The following is a 15,047-nucleotide window of genomic DNA, read 5'->3' on the forward strand; positions in this document are numbered from 1 at the left end:
TCGATGCGATGCGTTCAGTACCCGCGCCTGAAATCGACGATGCCGCTGATCGGCTCGCCGCGCGCGAGTGCTTTGATCTTGCCGGCGATCTGCACGATGCTTTCTTCGCGCAGCGTTTCCGCCGAAATATGCGGCGTCACCGATACACGCGGATGCGTCCAGAACGGATGATCCTGCGGCAACGGTTCCGTGTGAAAGACGTCGAGTGTCGCGGCGGCGATCTGGCCGCCATCGAGCGCGGCGATGAGATCCGTATCGACGAGATGCGGACCGCGCGCCACGTTTACCAGATACGCGCCGGGCGCGAGCTTCGCGAACGTGCGCGCGTTCAGAATGCCTTCGGTGTCGGGCGTGTGCGGCAACAGATTGATGAGCACCTTCACGCCGTCGAGAAACGCATCGAACCGTTCCGGGCCCGCATAAACCTGCACGCCTTCGATCGTCTTCGGCGAGCGGCTGTAGCCACGCACGGGCACGCCGAGTTTCAGCAAGCCCTTTGCGACTTCGCCGCCCAGCACGCCGAGGCCGAGCACGCCGACGGTAAACGATTCACGCGCGTGCTGCGGCAGTTTTTCCCAGCGGCCTTCGCGTTGCAGCGCGTCGTATTCGTCGAAACGGCGCAGGTAGCGCAGCACGCAGTACGTCGCGTATTCGACCATCTGCTGCGCCATGCCGGTATCTTCCAGACGCACGAGCTTCGCGTTCGGCGGCAACGTGCCGGGTTCCTTGCGCTCGACATCGAGAATTGCATCGACGCCCGCGCCGAGATTGAACACCGCCTGCAAGTCCGGACGATTCGCGAACAGCTCGCGCGGCGCGCGCCAGACGATCGCGTAGTCGGCGGGCGCGGTGTCGCCCGGCTCCCACACGCGCAGATCCGCGCCCGGCAGCTCGCGCCGCAGGCCGCCGAGCCACGCGTCGAGATCGGCGCCTTTTTCGTAGAAGATGATTTTCATGCGTGGCCGTGCCCGCACGAGCGCTCAGTGCTTTCGACGCCGGCATTCTGGGCCGACTCCGCGCGCATGCCCAGACGCTCGATCAGCTTGCGATCGGCTTCGGCCTGCGGGTTGCTCGTCGTCAAAAGCTGGTCGCCGTAGAAGATCGAGTTCGCGCCGGCGGCGAAGCACAGCGCCTGCAGCGCCTCGTCCATCTGCTCGCGGCCGGCCGAGAGACGCACCATTGCCTTCGGCATCGTGATGCGTGCGACCGCGATCGTGCGCACGAACTCGAACGGATCGAGCGCCTCGACGCCGGTGAGCGGCGTGCCCGCGACCTGCACGAGATTGTTGATCGGCACCGATTCCGGATACGGCTCCATGTTCGCCAGTTGCGAGATCAGGCCCGCGCGTTCGCGCCGCGATTCGCCCATGCCGACGATCCCGCCGCAGCACACGTTGATGCCGGCGTCGCGCACATGTTCGAGCGTGTCGAGGCGATCCTGATACGTGCGCGTCGAGATGATCTGGCCGTAGAACTCCGGCGAGGTATCCAGATTGTGGTTGTAGTAATCGAGGCCCGCATCGCGCAGTCCTTGCGCCTGATGCGCCTCCAGCATGCCGAGCGTCACGCAGGTTTCGAGGCCCATCGCCTTGACGCCGCGGATCATGTCCTTGATCGGCTCCAGATGGCGATCCTTCGGATTGCGCCACGCCGCGCCCATGCAGAAGCGCGTCGCGCCATTGCTCTTCGCGACTTCTGCTGCTTTCAGGACTTCGCCGACTTCCATCAGCTTTTCGGCCTTCAGGCCCGTGTCGTGATGCACCGACTGCGGACAGTACGCGCAATCTTCCTCGCAGCCGCCGGTCTTGATCGACAGCAGCGTGGAAAGCTGCACCGCGTTCGGATCGAAATGCTCGCGATGCACGGTCTGCGCGCGATACAGCAGATCGTTGAACGGCAAGTCGTACAGCGCGACGACATCGGCGACGCGCCAGCGCTGCATCGGTTGCGACGTGGTGTGAGCGGTCGGCTCAGCGGTGATTTGCTGTGTCATGAGGTCAATCCTTTTGATGAAGCGAGTCGGTCAGAACGTCGATGTCGAGCGAATCGGCGGCGCGCGACGCATCGGGCGAAGGGAGATGCGGAATCACGCCGATGAGCGGCGCCTTGATGCGTTGTTTGAGCGTTGCGATATTTTCGTCGGGATACAGCATAGCCGGATCGACGCGATTGGCGACCCAGCCCGCGAGCTTCAGTCCGCGCGACGCGATGGCTTCCACGGTCAAAAGCGCATGGCTGATGCAGCCGAGCCGCATGCCGACCACCAGCACCACCGGCAGATTCAGCGCGAGCGCGAGATCGGCGGTGTCGTGCGCGTCGTCGAGCGGCACGCGAAAGCCGCCGACGCCTTCCACCACGACGATATCCGCCTGCGTCACGGCGAAGCGATGCGCCTCGACGATGCGCGCGATATCCAGCGCGATGCCCTCGCGCGCGGCGGCGATATGCGGCGCAATCGGCTCGCGCATCATGAACGGCGTGCGGATTTCATTGGGCAGCGCGACGTTCGCGGCGGCGTCGAGCTGATCGGCGTCTTCGTTGTGCAGCACGCCGTCGCGCTCGACGGCCCCTGAGGCGATCGGCTTCATCGCGGCGGCGCGCAGGCCCGCGCGCGCGAAGCCGTGCAGCAGCCCCGCAGAGACGAGCGTCTTGCCGATTTCCGTATCGGTGCCGGCGACGAATAGCGATAAGGCGTTCATAAAGTCTTCAGTGCGTGATCGAGGCGCGCGAGATCGTCCTCGCTGTGCGCGGCGGAAAGCGAAATGCGCAGGCGCGAGGTGCCTTGCGGCACGGTCGGCGGACGGATCGCGGGCACCCAGAGGCCGTGTTTGTCGAGCGCGGCGGCGATCTCCAGCGTTTCATCGTTGCCGCCGATCACGAGCGGCTGCACGGCCGTATGCGAATCGACGGGCATCCAGCGCGTGCGCTTGAGCATCGCGCGCGTGGTCTCGATCAGCGACGCGAGATGTGCGCGCCGTCGGTCGCCTTCATCGCTCGCAATGACTTCGATGCTCTTCGACACCGCGAGCGCTACCGCCGGCGGCGACGCCGTCGTGAAGATATACGGACGCGCGCGCTGCACCAGCCATTCGACGACAGTCTCATGCGCCGCGACGAACGCGCCCGCGACGCCCGCCGCCTTGCCGAGCGTGCCGACATACACGAGATGCGGCGAGCGCAGCGCGTAATGCGCCAACGCGCCGCGTCCTTGCGGGCCGAGGACGCCGAAGCCATGCGCGTCGTCGACGATGAGCCACGCGCCGTACTTCTCCGCGAGTTCGACGAGACGCGCGAGCGGCGCGATATCGCCGTCCATGCTGAACACGGTGTCGGTGACGATAAGCTTGGTCGCCGCGCTGTCGCCCGAGGCGTCGAGCATCGCGTCGAGGGCGTCCATGTCGGCGTGCGGGTAGATCTGCGTCTCCGCGCGTGAGAGACGCACGCCGTCGATCAACGACGCGTGGTTCAGCGCATCGGAGAACACGATCGTGCCGCGTCCGGCGAGCGCGGTCACGATCGCGAGGTTCGCCATGTAGCCGGTGCTGAAGTAGAGCGCGCGCGCATTGTCGACGAAACCGCCCGAGAACGCGGCGAGATCGTCTTCGAGCTGCGCGTGCGCGCGCGAATGGCCGCCAAGCAGATGCGAGCCGCCGCTGCCCGCGCCGTAGCGCGATGCGCCTTCGGCCAGCGCCGCGCGGATGCCTTCGTGCGCGGCGAGGCCGAGATAATCGTTGCTCGCGAAGCCGATGATCTCGCGGCCATCGACCGTCATGTGCGCGGAGCACGCGCTGTCGATGGTCTTGCGGCGGCGTCGCAGGCCGCGCGCGTCGATATCGGCGAGGCCTTGTTTCAGCGTTGCGTAGAGCGCTTGCGAGGTATTCGTCATGCGGCGCCCCCGGCAAGCGTAACGTCGAGCGTCTCGCGCGTGCGTTGCGCGAGGAGCGCGAGTTCGTCGTCGCTGAGGATGTACGGCGGCATCATGTAGACCGTCGTGCCGATCGGGCGCATCAGCAGTTCGCGCTTCAGTGCGTTGGCGAAGAAACGGCGCGAAAACGTCTTGTCGTCGATGTCGACATCGAACGCGAAGATCGTGCCGCGTTCGCGCAGGTTCTTTACGCGTTCGTGCTTGCCGAAATGCGCGCGCAACGCCTCGCGCAACAACGCCGACTTGCGTCGATTCTCCGCCAGCACGTTCGCGCTTTCGAACAGATCGAGCGTGGCGAGCGCGGCGCGGCACGCGAGCGGATTGCCCGTGTACGAATGGGAGTGCAGGAAGCCGCGCGTGACGTCGTCGTCGTAGAAAGCGGCGTAGATGTCGTCACGCGTAAGGACGATCGACAGCGGCAGATAACCGCCGCTGATGCCCTTCGACAGGCAGATGAAATCCGGCCAGATGCCGGCCTGCTCGCACGCGAAAAAAGTACCGGTGCGCCCGCAGCCGACCGCGATTTCATCGGCGATCAGATGCACGCCGAATTCGTCGCACAACGCGCGCAATTGCGCGAGATACGACGCGTCGTACATCGCCATGCCAGCCGCGCACTGCACGAGCGGCTCGACGATGACGGCCGCGAGGCTCGGCGCGCGTTGCTCGAACAGCGCGCGCATCGCGGCGATGGCGGAATCGACGCCCGCCACGGCCGGCGACGCGACCACATGCGCGTGACGGATCAGCGGATCGTAGGCGTCCTTGAAGAGGGCGACATCGGTCACGCCGAGCGCGCCGATCGTTTCGCCGTGGTAGCTGTTCGCCAGGCACGCGAATTCGCGCTTCTTGTCCTGTCCGCGATTGCGCCAGAAGTGAAAGCTCATCTTCAGCGCGATTTCGACCGCCGACGCGCCATCCGACGCGAAAAACGCATGACCGAGCGTGCGCTGCGTGAGCGCCGACAGACGCTCGGCCAGTTCGATGGCGCTCTCGTGCGTGCAGCCCGCGAGCATCGCGTGTTCGAGCGTGTCGAGCTGATCTTTGAGCGCGCGATTGATGTCTTCGTTCGCGTGGCCGAAGAGGTTCACCCACCACGAGCTGATCGCATCGAGATAGCGGTCGCCCTGCGGATCGTAGAGCCACGCGCCCTTGCCGCGCGCGATCGGCACGAGCGGCACGCGCTCGTGATGTTTCATCTGGGTGCACGGATGCCACACGGCCGCGAGCGAGCGGGCAACCCAGTCCTGATTGGCTTCTGTGTTCAAAAACGGCTCCCAAGCGCCTGGACGCTTGCGTTGCTGGGGAAAACTGCGCGAGTCAATTATCCCTAAAAGCGGCGCAACCTTCCGTATTCGGAAGGTTTTTTGGCCATGCGTGCGCGCGCAATGGAAATGCGAAAACGCGCTATCGCGCGTAACTTCGCGCATTTCGAAGCGTTGTCGTCGGATTGGCGCGGAAGATGCGGGCTTGGCAAAAGCGAACGCCGGCGCATGGCCGGCGTCTGAAGAAAGCGGGAAAGGGCGCGTTCAGCGCGACGCGGTCTGCGTCTCGGCCGCCTGATCGTTCCAGACGATGCGGTTGTTCACCGCGTAGAGCCTGCACGGATCGGCGCTCTGCTTCTGGCAGCTCGCGACCGCGACGGCCATCGGATCGTCGCCGCCTTCGGCCCAGGACCACGCGCCCGAATCCGACACCGCGAACGCGCGGCTCGAATACTGCGAGAGGAAGTTGCGGTATCCGGCGCGGCCGTTTTCATCGACGTAGGGAACGGCCTGCACCGAATCGAGATCCGCGAAGTTGGTCGCCTTCGGCATGCGCGGCTCGCTGACCTGATACTGCACGGACGTGGGCATGCCGATCTGCGCGAGGAAGGCTTTCACGCGCGGCCACCAGACCTGCACGCCGTCGCGATCGCCGACGAGACGATGCGCGTCGTTCTTGTAGGTGCCGAAATCGACCATGTTCGCGCGCGCGCCGTGCTGCGTGTAGGCGGTGTACATCTGCACGGACAGATCGCCTTGCCAGACCGAATCGTTGTCGCCGTAGAGCCACAGCGAGGGCAGACGCACGTGCTCGCCGTAGGAGCCGAACGCGTTGACGAGATTCTTTTGCCAGCCCGCGCATTCATCCTGACGCAGGCCGCCGGAGAAATTGATCAGGCCGCGCACGCCGGGCGCCGCGACGGCATCGCGCGCGCCGTAGGCCATGGTCGTCAGGCCGCCATGCGACGTGCCCGCCACGACGATATGCGTCTTGTCGACATACGGCTGCTCGCTCATGTAAGCGACGGTCGCGGCGACGTCCTGTGCCTGCGCGAAGCCATTCGCCTCGACGTTGCAGCCGTGACCGGTGTAATCGCCGCCCGAGCCCGCGAAGCCGCGGCGATTCGGCACGACGACCACGTAACCATGACGCACGAATTCACGCGCGAGCGCGACCGGCCGATTGCGCGGCTGCGCGTGCGAGTCGCCGGGGAGCTTGCCGTGATTGAAGACGATCATCGGGAACGGGCCGGCGCCGTCCGGTTTGAACACCGTGGTTTCGAGCGAGATGTCGGCTTCGGGAATCTGGATGACGGCTTCGTTCAGACCATTCGCGACGGCGGGCAGGCCGGCGTCGAGCGAATCGGGAATCTGCGAAAGCGTCTGACCGAATGCGGGCGCCTGGAGACCTTCGGACTGACGCACCCCGCCGATCGGCTCGGCGCGCACGGCGGACGTGACGAGCGACGTCGCGAGCGCGCACACCATGCTGCATCCGACCAACCAGGTTCTGATCGCCATCCGTGAACTCCGACTGCGCATCCAATAAGCGTTGATACGGCGTGGCCCCTTTTTTTGAAGTCACAAACCTATCGCGCTGCTCGTGAAGAGCAGTATCGGCTGCGGGTTCCGGGAGTCATGCCCTGAAAAGGCATGACAATTGGCTTCAAAACGGGGCTTCGCTGCGAGTGTCCGGGCACGGGAATGACTGCGCCCTGACGTGAACAGAGATTACCCGTTCAAAATTTCACTGCACAATAAGTGGTACCCCGTAACTGTTTAATCTGAAAGGAAATTCTTAGGAAATTAATACCGTGCGTAATCTCATATTTCTTAAAGACATATTTACTTTTCTTTAATGTCGCCGTTGACGTAGATCCAGTTTCCGGCGGCATTGCGCGTGAAGCGGCTGGCTTCGTGCAGCCGATACGCCCGCCCGCCGGTCTTGTAGCGCGCGACGAACTCGACTTCCTCGTGATCGGCGTCGATGGGCGTATGGCGCTTGATCTGCAGGCCGAGCCAGCGCGTGTTCGGGTCGTAAGGGTCGAGATCGGGTGGGCAGGTCGATTCGGCCCAGGTTGCGCGCAGGTACGCCGTGTCGCCGAGCACGTAGGCGGTGTAGCGCGAACGCATCAGTTGCATCGCGTTCGCGGGTTTTTTGCCGCCTTCGATAAAACGGCCGCAGCAGGCGTCGTAGCGCGGCGCGCGCGCATTCGGGCGCTGATCGGGCGCGGCGCCGCCGCACGGGCAGTCCACCGGCTTCATTGATCGACGCCCGGCATCTCGACGTGACGCGGCTGGCTGCGCACCCGTTCGAGCCACGCGCGGATCGCCGGATAGCGCGCCAGATCGACGTTCGCCTCATCCGCGACGTGCGTGTACGCGTAGAGCGCGATATCCGCGACGGAGTAGCGCTCGCCGACGAAATACGTACGGGTCGCGAGATGCTGCTCCATCACGTCGAGTGCGCGATACGAACCGGCGATCCTGTCGGGCAGACGCGCGTCGTCGGGGCGCTTCTGGAATTGCAGGATGAAGCGCGCGACTGCGACGAACGGCTCGTGGCTGTACTGCTCGAAGAACATCCATTGCAGCACTTGCGCGCGTTCGAGCCGGTCGGTGGGCATGAGCGGCGAGCCGTCGGCGAGATAGCAAAGAATCGCGTCGGATTCGGAAAGCGTGGTCTTGTCGTCGATGACGAGCACCGGAACCTTGCCGTTCGGATTGAGCCGCTTGAAGTCCTCGGTGCGGGTCGCGCCGTTCATCATGTCGACTTCATGCCACGCGTAAGGCAGGCCGAGTTGTTCGAGGACGAGGCGAACCTTGTAGCAGTTGCCCGATGCGGAAACGCCGTGCACTTGATAAGTCACATTCACTCCAGTTTCACCATTCGAGCTTCGTGCCGTCGTACTGGACGAAGCTGCCGTTGAATTCGTCGCGCATCGCGCCCGCTTCCGCGATTACCGCGCGCATGCCCGCGACGCTGTGCGCGACATCGATCGCCGCCGATGACCCGCCCATTTCCGTGCGCACCCAGCCCGGATGCAGCGCGACGCAGGCCGAATGACGCGATTCCAGCGACGCCACCTTCAGCGCCGAATTGAGCGCCGCCTTGCTCGCGCGATACAGCCAGCCGGTCGTGCCGCTCGCCCCGCCGATGCTGCCCATCTTGCTCGACACCACCGCGAGCACGCCGTTCGCGGCATCGGTGAGCGGCAGGAGCACGGGAATCAGCTGCATCGGGCCGCGCACGTTGGTGTGCATCACCTGATCGAAGTCGTCGGCGCTGATCGTTTCGACGCCTTCGGTGCGCGGACCGTAGACGCCCGAAACGACGACCGCCACGTCCAGCCGCTCTTCCTCCAGCTGCCACGCGAGCGCGCCGATCTGTTCGGGCTGCGTGACGTCGAGCGGGAAGGTTTGCGCGCCCATCGCGTCGAGCGCGGAGAGCGAGGCCTTGTCGCGCGCGGTGGCGAGCACGCGCCAGCCGTCGCGGCAATATTCGCGCGCGAACTCGTGGCCGAGGCCGCGCGACGCGCCGATGATCAATACCGTTTTCATGAGCGACATGTTCCTTGTATTGGCGACCTTGCGACTATAGCGCGCGACCCGCGGTCGCGGATCGCGCGCAGGCGTTTCCGATATCGTGGTGCGCTTTCGCTTACGTAAGACCAGAAAGATGATGCATACCGATGTCGTGATCGTCGGCGCGGGGCCGGCGGGCCTGTGCCTGGCGAATGCGCTGAGTGGCGCGGGTTTGTCCGTCGTGCTCGTCGAGCAGCAAAGCGACGACGCGCTGCGCGGGCCCGCGTTCGACGGGCGCGAGATCGCGCTGACGCAGAAGTCCGTCGCGTATCTGAAGACGCTCGGCGTGTGGGAGCGCATCGATGCGCACGCGAAATCGCAGTTGTCCGACGCGCGCATTCTCAATGGATCGTCGCCGTTCGCGTTGAAGATCGGTCATGCGCTCTCGGGGCACGCCGAGTTGGGGTGGCTCGTGTCGAATCATCTGATCCGGCGGGCGGCGTTCGGGGCCGTCGAGTCTCTTGCGGCGTCGGGCGCGGCGGTCCGCGTGATGGCGTCCGAGCGCGTGATCGATGTCGATACCGATGCCTGCGGCGCGCGCGTGCGGCTCGAAAGCGGCAAGACGCTCGCGGCGCGGATGATCGTCGCGGCGGACAGCCGGTTTTCCGCGACGCGCCGCATGATGGGCATAGCTGCCGACATGCACGATTTCGGCAAATCGATGCTCGTCTGCAGCATGACGCACGACGCGCCGCACGAGCACACAGCGTGGGAATGGTTCGGCCATGGGCAGACGCTCGCGCTCCTGCCGATGAATCCGGACCCGGAAACGGGCGCGTGCCGGTCGTCGGTGGTGGTGACGCTGGAGGCGCGCGACATCGACCGGCTGAGCGGGCTCGATGCCGATGCGTTCAATCGCGAGATCGAACGCCGCTTCGAACGGCGGCTCGGCGCGATGGCGCTGCAAACGACGCGGCATGTTTATCCGCTGGTGTCGGTTTATCCGACGCGGTTCGTGGCGAAGCGTTTCGCGACCGTCGGCGATGCGGCGGTGGGCATGCATCCGGTGACCGCGCATGGCTTCAACTTCGGTCTCGATGGGATCGAGACGCTGTCCCGTGCGATGCGCGATGCGCATACGGCGGGGCTCGATATCGCCGGCGATGCGTTGCTTGCGCGCTACGAGCAGAAGCATCGGCAGGCGACGCGGCCGCTTTACATGGTCACGCGGTTCATCACGGAGGTGTACACGCGGGACTCGCTGCCGGCGCGGATTGCGCGGGATGCGATGTTGCGTGTCGGGGAGAGATTGACGCCGTTCAAGCGCGCCGTGGCGATGTCGTTGGCGGGGCAGTGAGGCGTGGCTGTCGAAAAATCCTATATCGTTCGGATGACTACGTATGCTCAATAAACCGGAGTAAAGTCACGCTACTCGCAACGCTCAGACGAGGAGCTGACCATGTTCAAGATAATTCAGGGAACGTTACCGCCGAATATCGACCCCGACGAGCTTCGGGAAATTCAGAAGGAGGCCGCCCGAAGTTGGGAGATCGAAAAGGAGGTGCGAAGGCGGATGGGCATACTGGGCGATGACGATAACGCGGGCTTCATCAGGGGCACTCATGAGTTTTCCGAAAATCGACTGTGACGACTCCATATTCGATCGTCACGCTGGCTACGGAGAGTCGGATGTTTCTGGCTGATACCAACGTCATCAGCGAGACCAGAAGGGAAGAGCGCGCGAACGAAGGTGTTCGCGCGTTTTTCGACGGTGCTGAACAAAGAGGCGAAGTTGTATTTCTTTCGGTCGTTACCGTAGGTGAGTTGCGACGTGGTGTCGAGTCACTTCGTAACAAGGGTGACGTCCGGCAGGCGGCGATCGTGGAGGCGTGGCTGAAACGTGTTCTGCGCAGCTATCAAGGGAAAATCGTGCCGGTGGACAGGGCTATAGGGGAACTGTGGGGGCGTCTTCGTGCGCGACACCCGGAGCCTGCCGTAGACAGGCTCATTGCGGCGACGGCGCTCGCCTACGACCTGACGGTTGTCACACGCAATGTCAGAGACTTCGAGAGAGTGGGCGTCAAAATGCTGAATCCCTTCGAATAGCATCGCGACCGTGGAAGATAACTGTCGAAAATTCCTAGATCATTCAGATGATTAGTTATGCGTATTGAGCAGGACTAAAGCCAAGCTACTCGCACCTTTCAGACGAGGAGAGCAGTATGTTCAAAATGGTTCAGCAAGTCTTTCCCGGCGACGTTGACGACACAGAGCTTCAGGAGATCCAGCAACGCGCCGCCATCGAGCAGAAGATCGAGCGCGAGGTTCGGTGGCAGATGGGACAAAACGCCGATACGGACCCGGTAGCGTTTATCGACGCTCTCCTGAACCTTCCTAAAGTCGATGTCGACGATTCGATCTTCGAGCATGACGAAGCCGACGAAGAACCGGACGTATCCCGATGACGCGAATGTGAGCCGGCCCGGCGCACCACCCCCGGCCCGGCCCACGACGCTCAAACCAGCTCAACACCCATCGCAGTCGCTTCCCCACCGCCGATACACAGACTCGCCACCCCACGCTTCAACCCGCGCGCCTTTAACGCGCCCAGCAACGTGACGAGAATCCGCGCGCCCGACGCGCCGATCGGATGTCCCAGCGCGCACGCGCCGCCATTCACATTGACCTTGTCGTGCGGCAGGTCGTGTTCGCGCATCGCGGCCATCGCCACGACGGCGAACGCTTCGTTGATCTCATACAGATCGACATCGCCCGCGCGCCAGCCGTTTTTTTCGAACAGCTTGCTGATCGCGCCCACAGGCGCCGTCGTGAACAACGCCGGCTGCTGCGCGAACGTGCTGTGCCCGACCACACGCGCGATCGGCGTGACGCCGAGCCGCGACGCCGTCGATTCGCGCATCATCACGAGCGCCGCAGCGCCATCCGAAATCGACGACGAATTCGCCGCCGTCACCGTGCCGTCCTTGGCGAACGCAGGCTTGAGCGAGGGAATCTTCTCAATGTTGGCCTTGAACGGCTGCTCGTCGCGTGCGACGACGGTATCGCCCTTCTTGCCGGGCACCGTCACCGGCGCGATCTCCCATTTGAACGAACCGTCCTCGTTCGCGCGTTGCGCGCGCCGCAGCGATTCGACCGCGAACGCGTCCTGCGACTCGCGCGAAAACGCATACGACGAAGCGCATTGCTCCGCGAACGTGCCCATCAGACGACCCTTTTCATAGGCGTCTTCGAGGCCGTCGAGGAACATGTGATCCAGCACCTGCGCGTGACCCATGCGCAGGCCGCCGCGCGCTTTCGGCAGCAGATACGGCGCGTTCGTCATGCTCTCCATGCCGCCCGCGACGATCACGTCGACCGAGCCCGCGAGCAGCATGTCGTGCGCGAACATCGCGGCGCGCATGCCGGAGCCGCACATCTTGTTGATCGTCGTGCAGCCTGTGGAAAGCGGCAGCCCGGCGCCGAGCGCAGCCTGACGCGCGGGCGCCTGACCTTGTCCGGCGGGCAGCACGCAGCCCATGATCGCCTCTTCGATCAGCTCGGGCGCGAGGCCCGCGCGTTCGCGCGCCGCGGCGATCGCCGCCGCGCCGAGTTGCGCCGCGGTCAGCGACGCGAAATCGCCCTGGAACGCGGCCATCGGCGTGCGCGCCGCCGAGACGATGACGATGGAATCGGATTTTGTCTCACTCATGTTTCAGCTCCTTGATGACGCCCTGAATGACGGCGGGAACATCGCCCAGACGCGCCGCATCGGACGCGAGGACATCGTTCTCCGCGGAATGCGCGCCGCTGCGACTCATTGCGGCGATGCACGACTGATACACCGGGTCGATCTCCTCCGACGCGCCGATCATCATGCCCATGTTGCGCAAGCGGCCATCGTGCACGCCGTAGGTCCAGCCGTGCACGGTGAGTTCCTGACCGCGCGCCCATGCGTCGTTGACGATGGTCGTGCGGCATACGTTGATGGTCTGCTCGATCGTGTTCAGCTCGACGAGCCGACGATGCCGCGCGTCGCCCATCGGCCATGTGTCGAGCAGCGCGCCGTGTTTCTCGCGCACGTCCTCGACATGGCGCAGCCAGTTATCGGCAAGGCCGACGCGCCGCCCGACGAGCGCCGCGCCCACGCCCGAGCAGCCGTAATGGCCGACGACCATGATGTGCTTCACCTTCAGCAGATCGACGGCGAACTGGATCACCGACAGACAGTTGAGGTCCGAGTGCACGACGACGTTCGCGATGTTTCTGTGCACGAACACTTCGCCCGGCGGCAGGCCGATGATCTCGTTGGCGGGCACGCGCGAATCCGCGCAACCGATCCACAGATATTCCGGCGTTTGCTGATGCGCGAGACGCTGGAAGAACTCGCCGTCCTCGGCGAGCTTGCGCTGAACCCATTCCTGATTGTTCGCGAACAGGTGGGCAAGCGGAGTCTTGTCGTCAATAGGGTTCATGTTCGAAGGTCAAAGCGGGACGGCATGCGTCAGGCGGCACGCGCATCCGGTCGGCCGGACTCGCCGAAACGCTCCGGATAACGGATGCAGAATCGGATGTCCCGGTCATAGGGAAAGAAATCGGCGAGTTCGCCGCGCAGCAGTTGTTCCTTGTGTTGCTGCCACAGCGCGGGATCGAAGAAATCCGCGTGATGGCGCATGAACGCTTCGCGCACGCGCGGATCGCCGAGCAGAAATGTGCCGTACGTTTCGGGAAAGATATCGTGCGGACCGACGGTATACCACGGTTCGCCCGACAGTTCGTCTTCCTCGTTGCGCGGCGGCGGCACGCGGCGCACGTTGCAATCGGTCAGATACTCGATTTCATCGTAGTCGTAGAACACCACGCGACCATGCCGGGTCACGCCGAAGTTCTTGTACAGCATGTCGCCGGGAAAGATATTGGCCTGGATCAACTGCTTGATCGCGTCGCCGTATTCCTTGATGCCGTGCTCGATGTCGTCAGCGCTGCCATTCTGCAGGAACAGATTGAGCGGCACCATGCGGCGCTCGATATACACATGCCTGATGACGAGCCTGTCGCCTTCGTACTCGATCATCGAAGGCGCTTCCTTTTCGAGTTCGCGGATAAGCGCATCGTCGAGGCGCGCGACCGGCAGCGCGACGCTCGAATATTCGAGCGTATCGGCCATGCGGCCCAGGCGATCGTGGCGCTTCACGAGCTGGTACTTGTCCTGGATCTTCTGCCGTGTGGTTTCCTTCGGCGGCGGAAACGCGTCCTTGATGAGCTTGAACACGTACGGAAACGAAGGCAGCGTGAAGACGATCATCACGAGCCCCTTGATGCCGGGCGCGACGATGAATTTGTCGCTCGAATGCGACAGATGATGCAGCAGATCGCGGTAGAACAGATTCTTGCCCTGCTTTTGCAAGCCGACCGACGTATAGATTTCCGCCTTCGGCTTGCGCGTCATGATGGTGCGCAGAAACTGCACGTAGGCGGACGGCACTTCCATGTCGACGAGAAAATACGAGTGCGCGAAGCTGAAGATGATGAGCACCTGTTCGCGCGACAGCAGCACGGTATCGAGCGCGAGCAGGCGCGGCGCCGTGTGCCGGATCGCGATGGCGAAGGGCAGCAGCGCATCGCCGTTGATGATGCGCCCGACGATATACGCCGCCTTGTTGCGGAAGAACAGCGACGAAAGCACGTGAATCTGGAAATTCGGCGCGGGCTTGAGATCGCCGAAGGTATCGCGCATCGCCTGCATCACGCATTCAACGTCGCGCTGCAGGTCCTCGAAAGGTGACTCCAGCTGAAAGTTCGTGACGATGCGTTCGAGCGTCGCGGCGAGACCGTCTTTTTCCGGGTAATACGCGCGATAGGTCGGCTTCGCGGCGGGCTCGTCGTTTTCGATGTATTCGGTCGAAATGGCCGGCCGCACGAAGATGAAATCGTTGTTGAAGTACGAGCGATGCAAAATCTTGCAGCACACCGAGTTGAAGAACGTCTCGGCGCATTCCGGCTGCCGATGCGTCGTCAGCAAGCCGATGTAATGCAGCTTGATCTGCTGCCAGATGTCGTCGTCGATGTTTTCGGCATCGTATTCGTCTTCGAGCAGGGTGACGCATTCCTCGACGCGATCGTCATACGACGTGATGCGGTCGCGCGCGAGTTGCTGCAGCGCGGGCCATTCGCTGTGCTCGAACAGCGCCTTCGCCTCGATCGCGGCCTCGCGGAACACGCGGTAATGATGCTCGAAGCCTTCGAGTATCGTCTTGGCGACGTCGAAGCCGATTTGCGATGAGAGCAGCTTGGGAAAGTGATTCATGTCGAGCCTGCGCTTCGTGTGGGGAAGT

16 protein-coding genes are annotated in these 15,047 nt (G+C 63.7%); 4 read left to right on the forward strand and 12 right to left on the reverse strand.

Annotation, left to right across the window (positions count from 1 at the left end; translation table 11 throughout):
• Window positions 1-14: 14 nt before the first annotated feature.
• The 9 genes from AWB80_RS08990 to AWB80_RS09030 form a co-directional block, all read right to left on the reverse strand.
• On the reverse strand, window positions 15-956 hold the full coding sequence (locus tag AWB80_RS08990; RefSeq protein WP_061174272.1) for a 2-hydroxyacid dehydrogenase: 942 nt from the start codon (window positions 954-956) through the stop codon (window positions 15-17).
• On the reverse strand, window positions 953-1,993 hold the full coding sequence (gene bioB / locus AWB80_RS08995; protein ID WP_061174273.1) for a biotin synthase BioB: 1,041 nt from the start codon (window positions 1,991-1,993) through the stop codon (window positions 953-955). Before bioB ends, AWB80_RS08990 begins: the two co-directional genes overlap by 4 nt.
• 4 nt (window positions 1,994-1,997) lie before the next feature.
• Window positions 1,998-2,699: a dethiobiotin synthase gene (gene bioD / locus AWB80_RS09000; RefSeq protein WP_061174274.1), complete on the reverse strand. Its 702-nt coding sequence runs from the start codon at window positions 2,697-2,699 to the stop codon at window positions 1,998-2,000.
• On the reverse strand, window positions 2,696-3,886 hold the full coding sequence (gene bioF / locus AWB80_RS09005; protein ID WP_061174275.1) for an 8-amino-7-oxononanoate synthase: 1,191 nt from the start codon (window positions 3,884-3,886) through the stop codon (window positions 2,696-2,698). The genes bioD and bioF overlap by 4 nt, the downstream gene beginning before the upstream one ends.
• The gene (locus AWB80_RS09010; protein WP_061174276.1) at window positions 3,883-5,193 is read right to left on the reverse strand and encodes an adenosylmethionine--8-amino-7-oxononanoate transaminase; all 1,311 of its coding nucleotides are present in this window, start codon (window positions 5,191-5,193) and stop codon (window positions 3,883-3,885) included. Before AWB80_RS09010 ends, bioF begins: the two co-directional genes overlap by 4 nt.
• A 261-nt stretch (window positions 5,194-5,454) precedes the next feature.
• Window positions 5,455-6,711, reverse strand: a complete 1,257-nt coding sequence (locus tag AWB80_RS09015) for a dienelactone hydrolase family protein (protein WP_061174277.1) — start codon at window positions 6,709-6,711, stop codon at window positions 5,455-5,457.
• A 324-nt stretch (window positions 6,712-7,035) separates the two neighbouring features.
• Window positions 7,036-7,455 carry a YchJ family protein gene (locus tag AWB80_RS09020; protein ID WP_061174278.1) on the reverse strand — a complete coding sequence of 140 codons (420 nt, stop codon included), beginning with the start codon at window positions 7,453-7,455 and terminating at the stop codon, window positions 7,036-7,038.
• Entirely contained in the window at window positions 7,452-8,060 is a 609-nt protein-coding gene (locus tag AWB80_RS09025; RefSeq protein ID WP_061174337.1) for a glutathione S-transferase family protein, read from the reverse strand. Before AWB80_RS09025 ends, AWB80_RS09020 begins: the two co-directional genes overlap by 4 nt.
• 13 nt (window positions 8,061-8,073) lie before the next feature.
• Window positions 8,074-8,751 carry an SDR family oxidoreductase gene (locus AWB80_RS09030; RefSeq protein WP_061174338.1) on the reverse strand — a complete coding sequence of 226 codons (678 nt, stop codon included), beginning with the start codon at window positions 8,749-8,751 and terminating at the stop codon, window positions 8,074-8,076.
• Window positions 8,752-8,869: 118 nt separating this feature from the next.
• On the opposite strand from AWB80_RS09030, the gene ubiM reads away from it, so the two are divergent.
• From ubiM to AWB80_RS09050, 4 genes are all read left to right on the forward strand, one after another.
• Window positions 8,870-10,072, forward strand: a complete 1,203-nt coding sequence (ubiM, locus tag AWB80_RS09035) for a 5-demethoxyubiquinol-8 5-hydroxylase UbiM (protein ID WP_244206446.1) — start codon at window positions 8,870-8,872, stop codon at window positions 10,070-10,072.
• A 102-nt stretch (window positions 10,073-10,174) separates the two neighbouring features.
• On the forward strand, window positions 10,175-10,363 hold the full coding sequence (locus AWB80_RS09040; protein WP_061174279.1) for a hypothetical protein: 189 nt from the start codon (window positions 10,175-10,177) through the stop codon (window positions 10,361-10,363).
• 41 nt (window positions 10,364-10,404) lie between these two features.
• The gene (locus AWB80_RS09045; protein ID WP_061174280.1) at window positions 10,405-10,821 is read left to right on the forward strand and encodes a type II toxin-antitoxin system VapC family toxin; all 417 of its coding nucleotides are present in this window, start codon (window positions 10,405-10,407) and stop codon (window positions 10,819-10,821) included.
• Between the two features lie 125 nt (window positions 10,822-10,946).
• Window positions 10,947-11,180 (forward strand): hypothetical protein, encoded by a 234-nt coding sequence (locus AWB80_RS09050; RefSeq protein ID WP_143327997.1) that lies wholly within the window; start codon window positions 10,947-10,949, stop codon window positions 11,178-11,180.
• 50 nt (window positions 11,181-11,230) lie between these two features.
• Here the strand turns inward: AWB80_RS09050 and AWB80_RS09055 are convergent, their stop codons facing one another.
• The 3 genes from AWB80_RS09055 to aceK are packed head-to-tail and all read right to left on the reverse strand — an operon-like array spanning window position 11,231 to window position 15,019.
• A complete protein-coding gene (locus AWB80_RS09055; protein WP_061174282.1) occupies window positions 11,231-12,424 on the reverse strand; it encodes an acetyl-CoA C-acetyltransferase in 1,194 nt (397 codons plus the stop codon).
• Window positions 12,417-13,187 (reverse strand): carbonate dehydratase, encoded by a 771-nt coding sequence (can, locus tag AWB80_RS09060; protein WP_061174283.1) that lies wholly within the window; start codon window positions 13,185-13,187, stop codon window positions 12,417-12,419. Before can ends, AWB80_RS09055 begins: the two co-directional genes overlap by 8 nt.
• Before the next feature lie 29 nt (window positions 13,188-13,216).
• Window positions 13,217-15,019 (reverse strand): bifunctional isocitrate dehydrogenase kinase/phosphatase, encoded by a 1,803-nt coding sequence (aceK, locus tag AWB80_RS09065; protein ID WP_061174284.1) that lies wholly within the window; start codon window positions 15,017-15,019, stop codon window positions 13,217-13,219.
• Window positions 15,020-15,047: the final 28 nt, after the last annotated feature.

The organism is Caballeronia pedi (genome assembly GCF_001544915.2).
GTDB lineage: Bacteria > Pseudomonadota > Gammaproteobacteria > Burkholderiales > Burkholderiaceae > Caballeronia > Caballeronia pedi.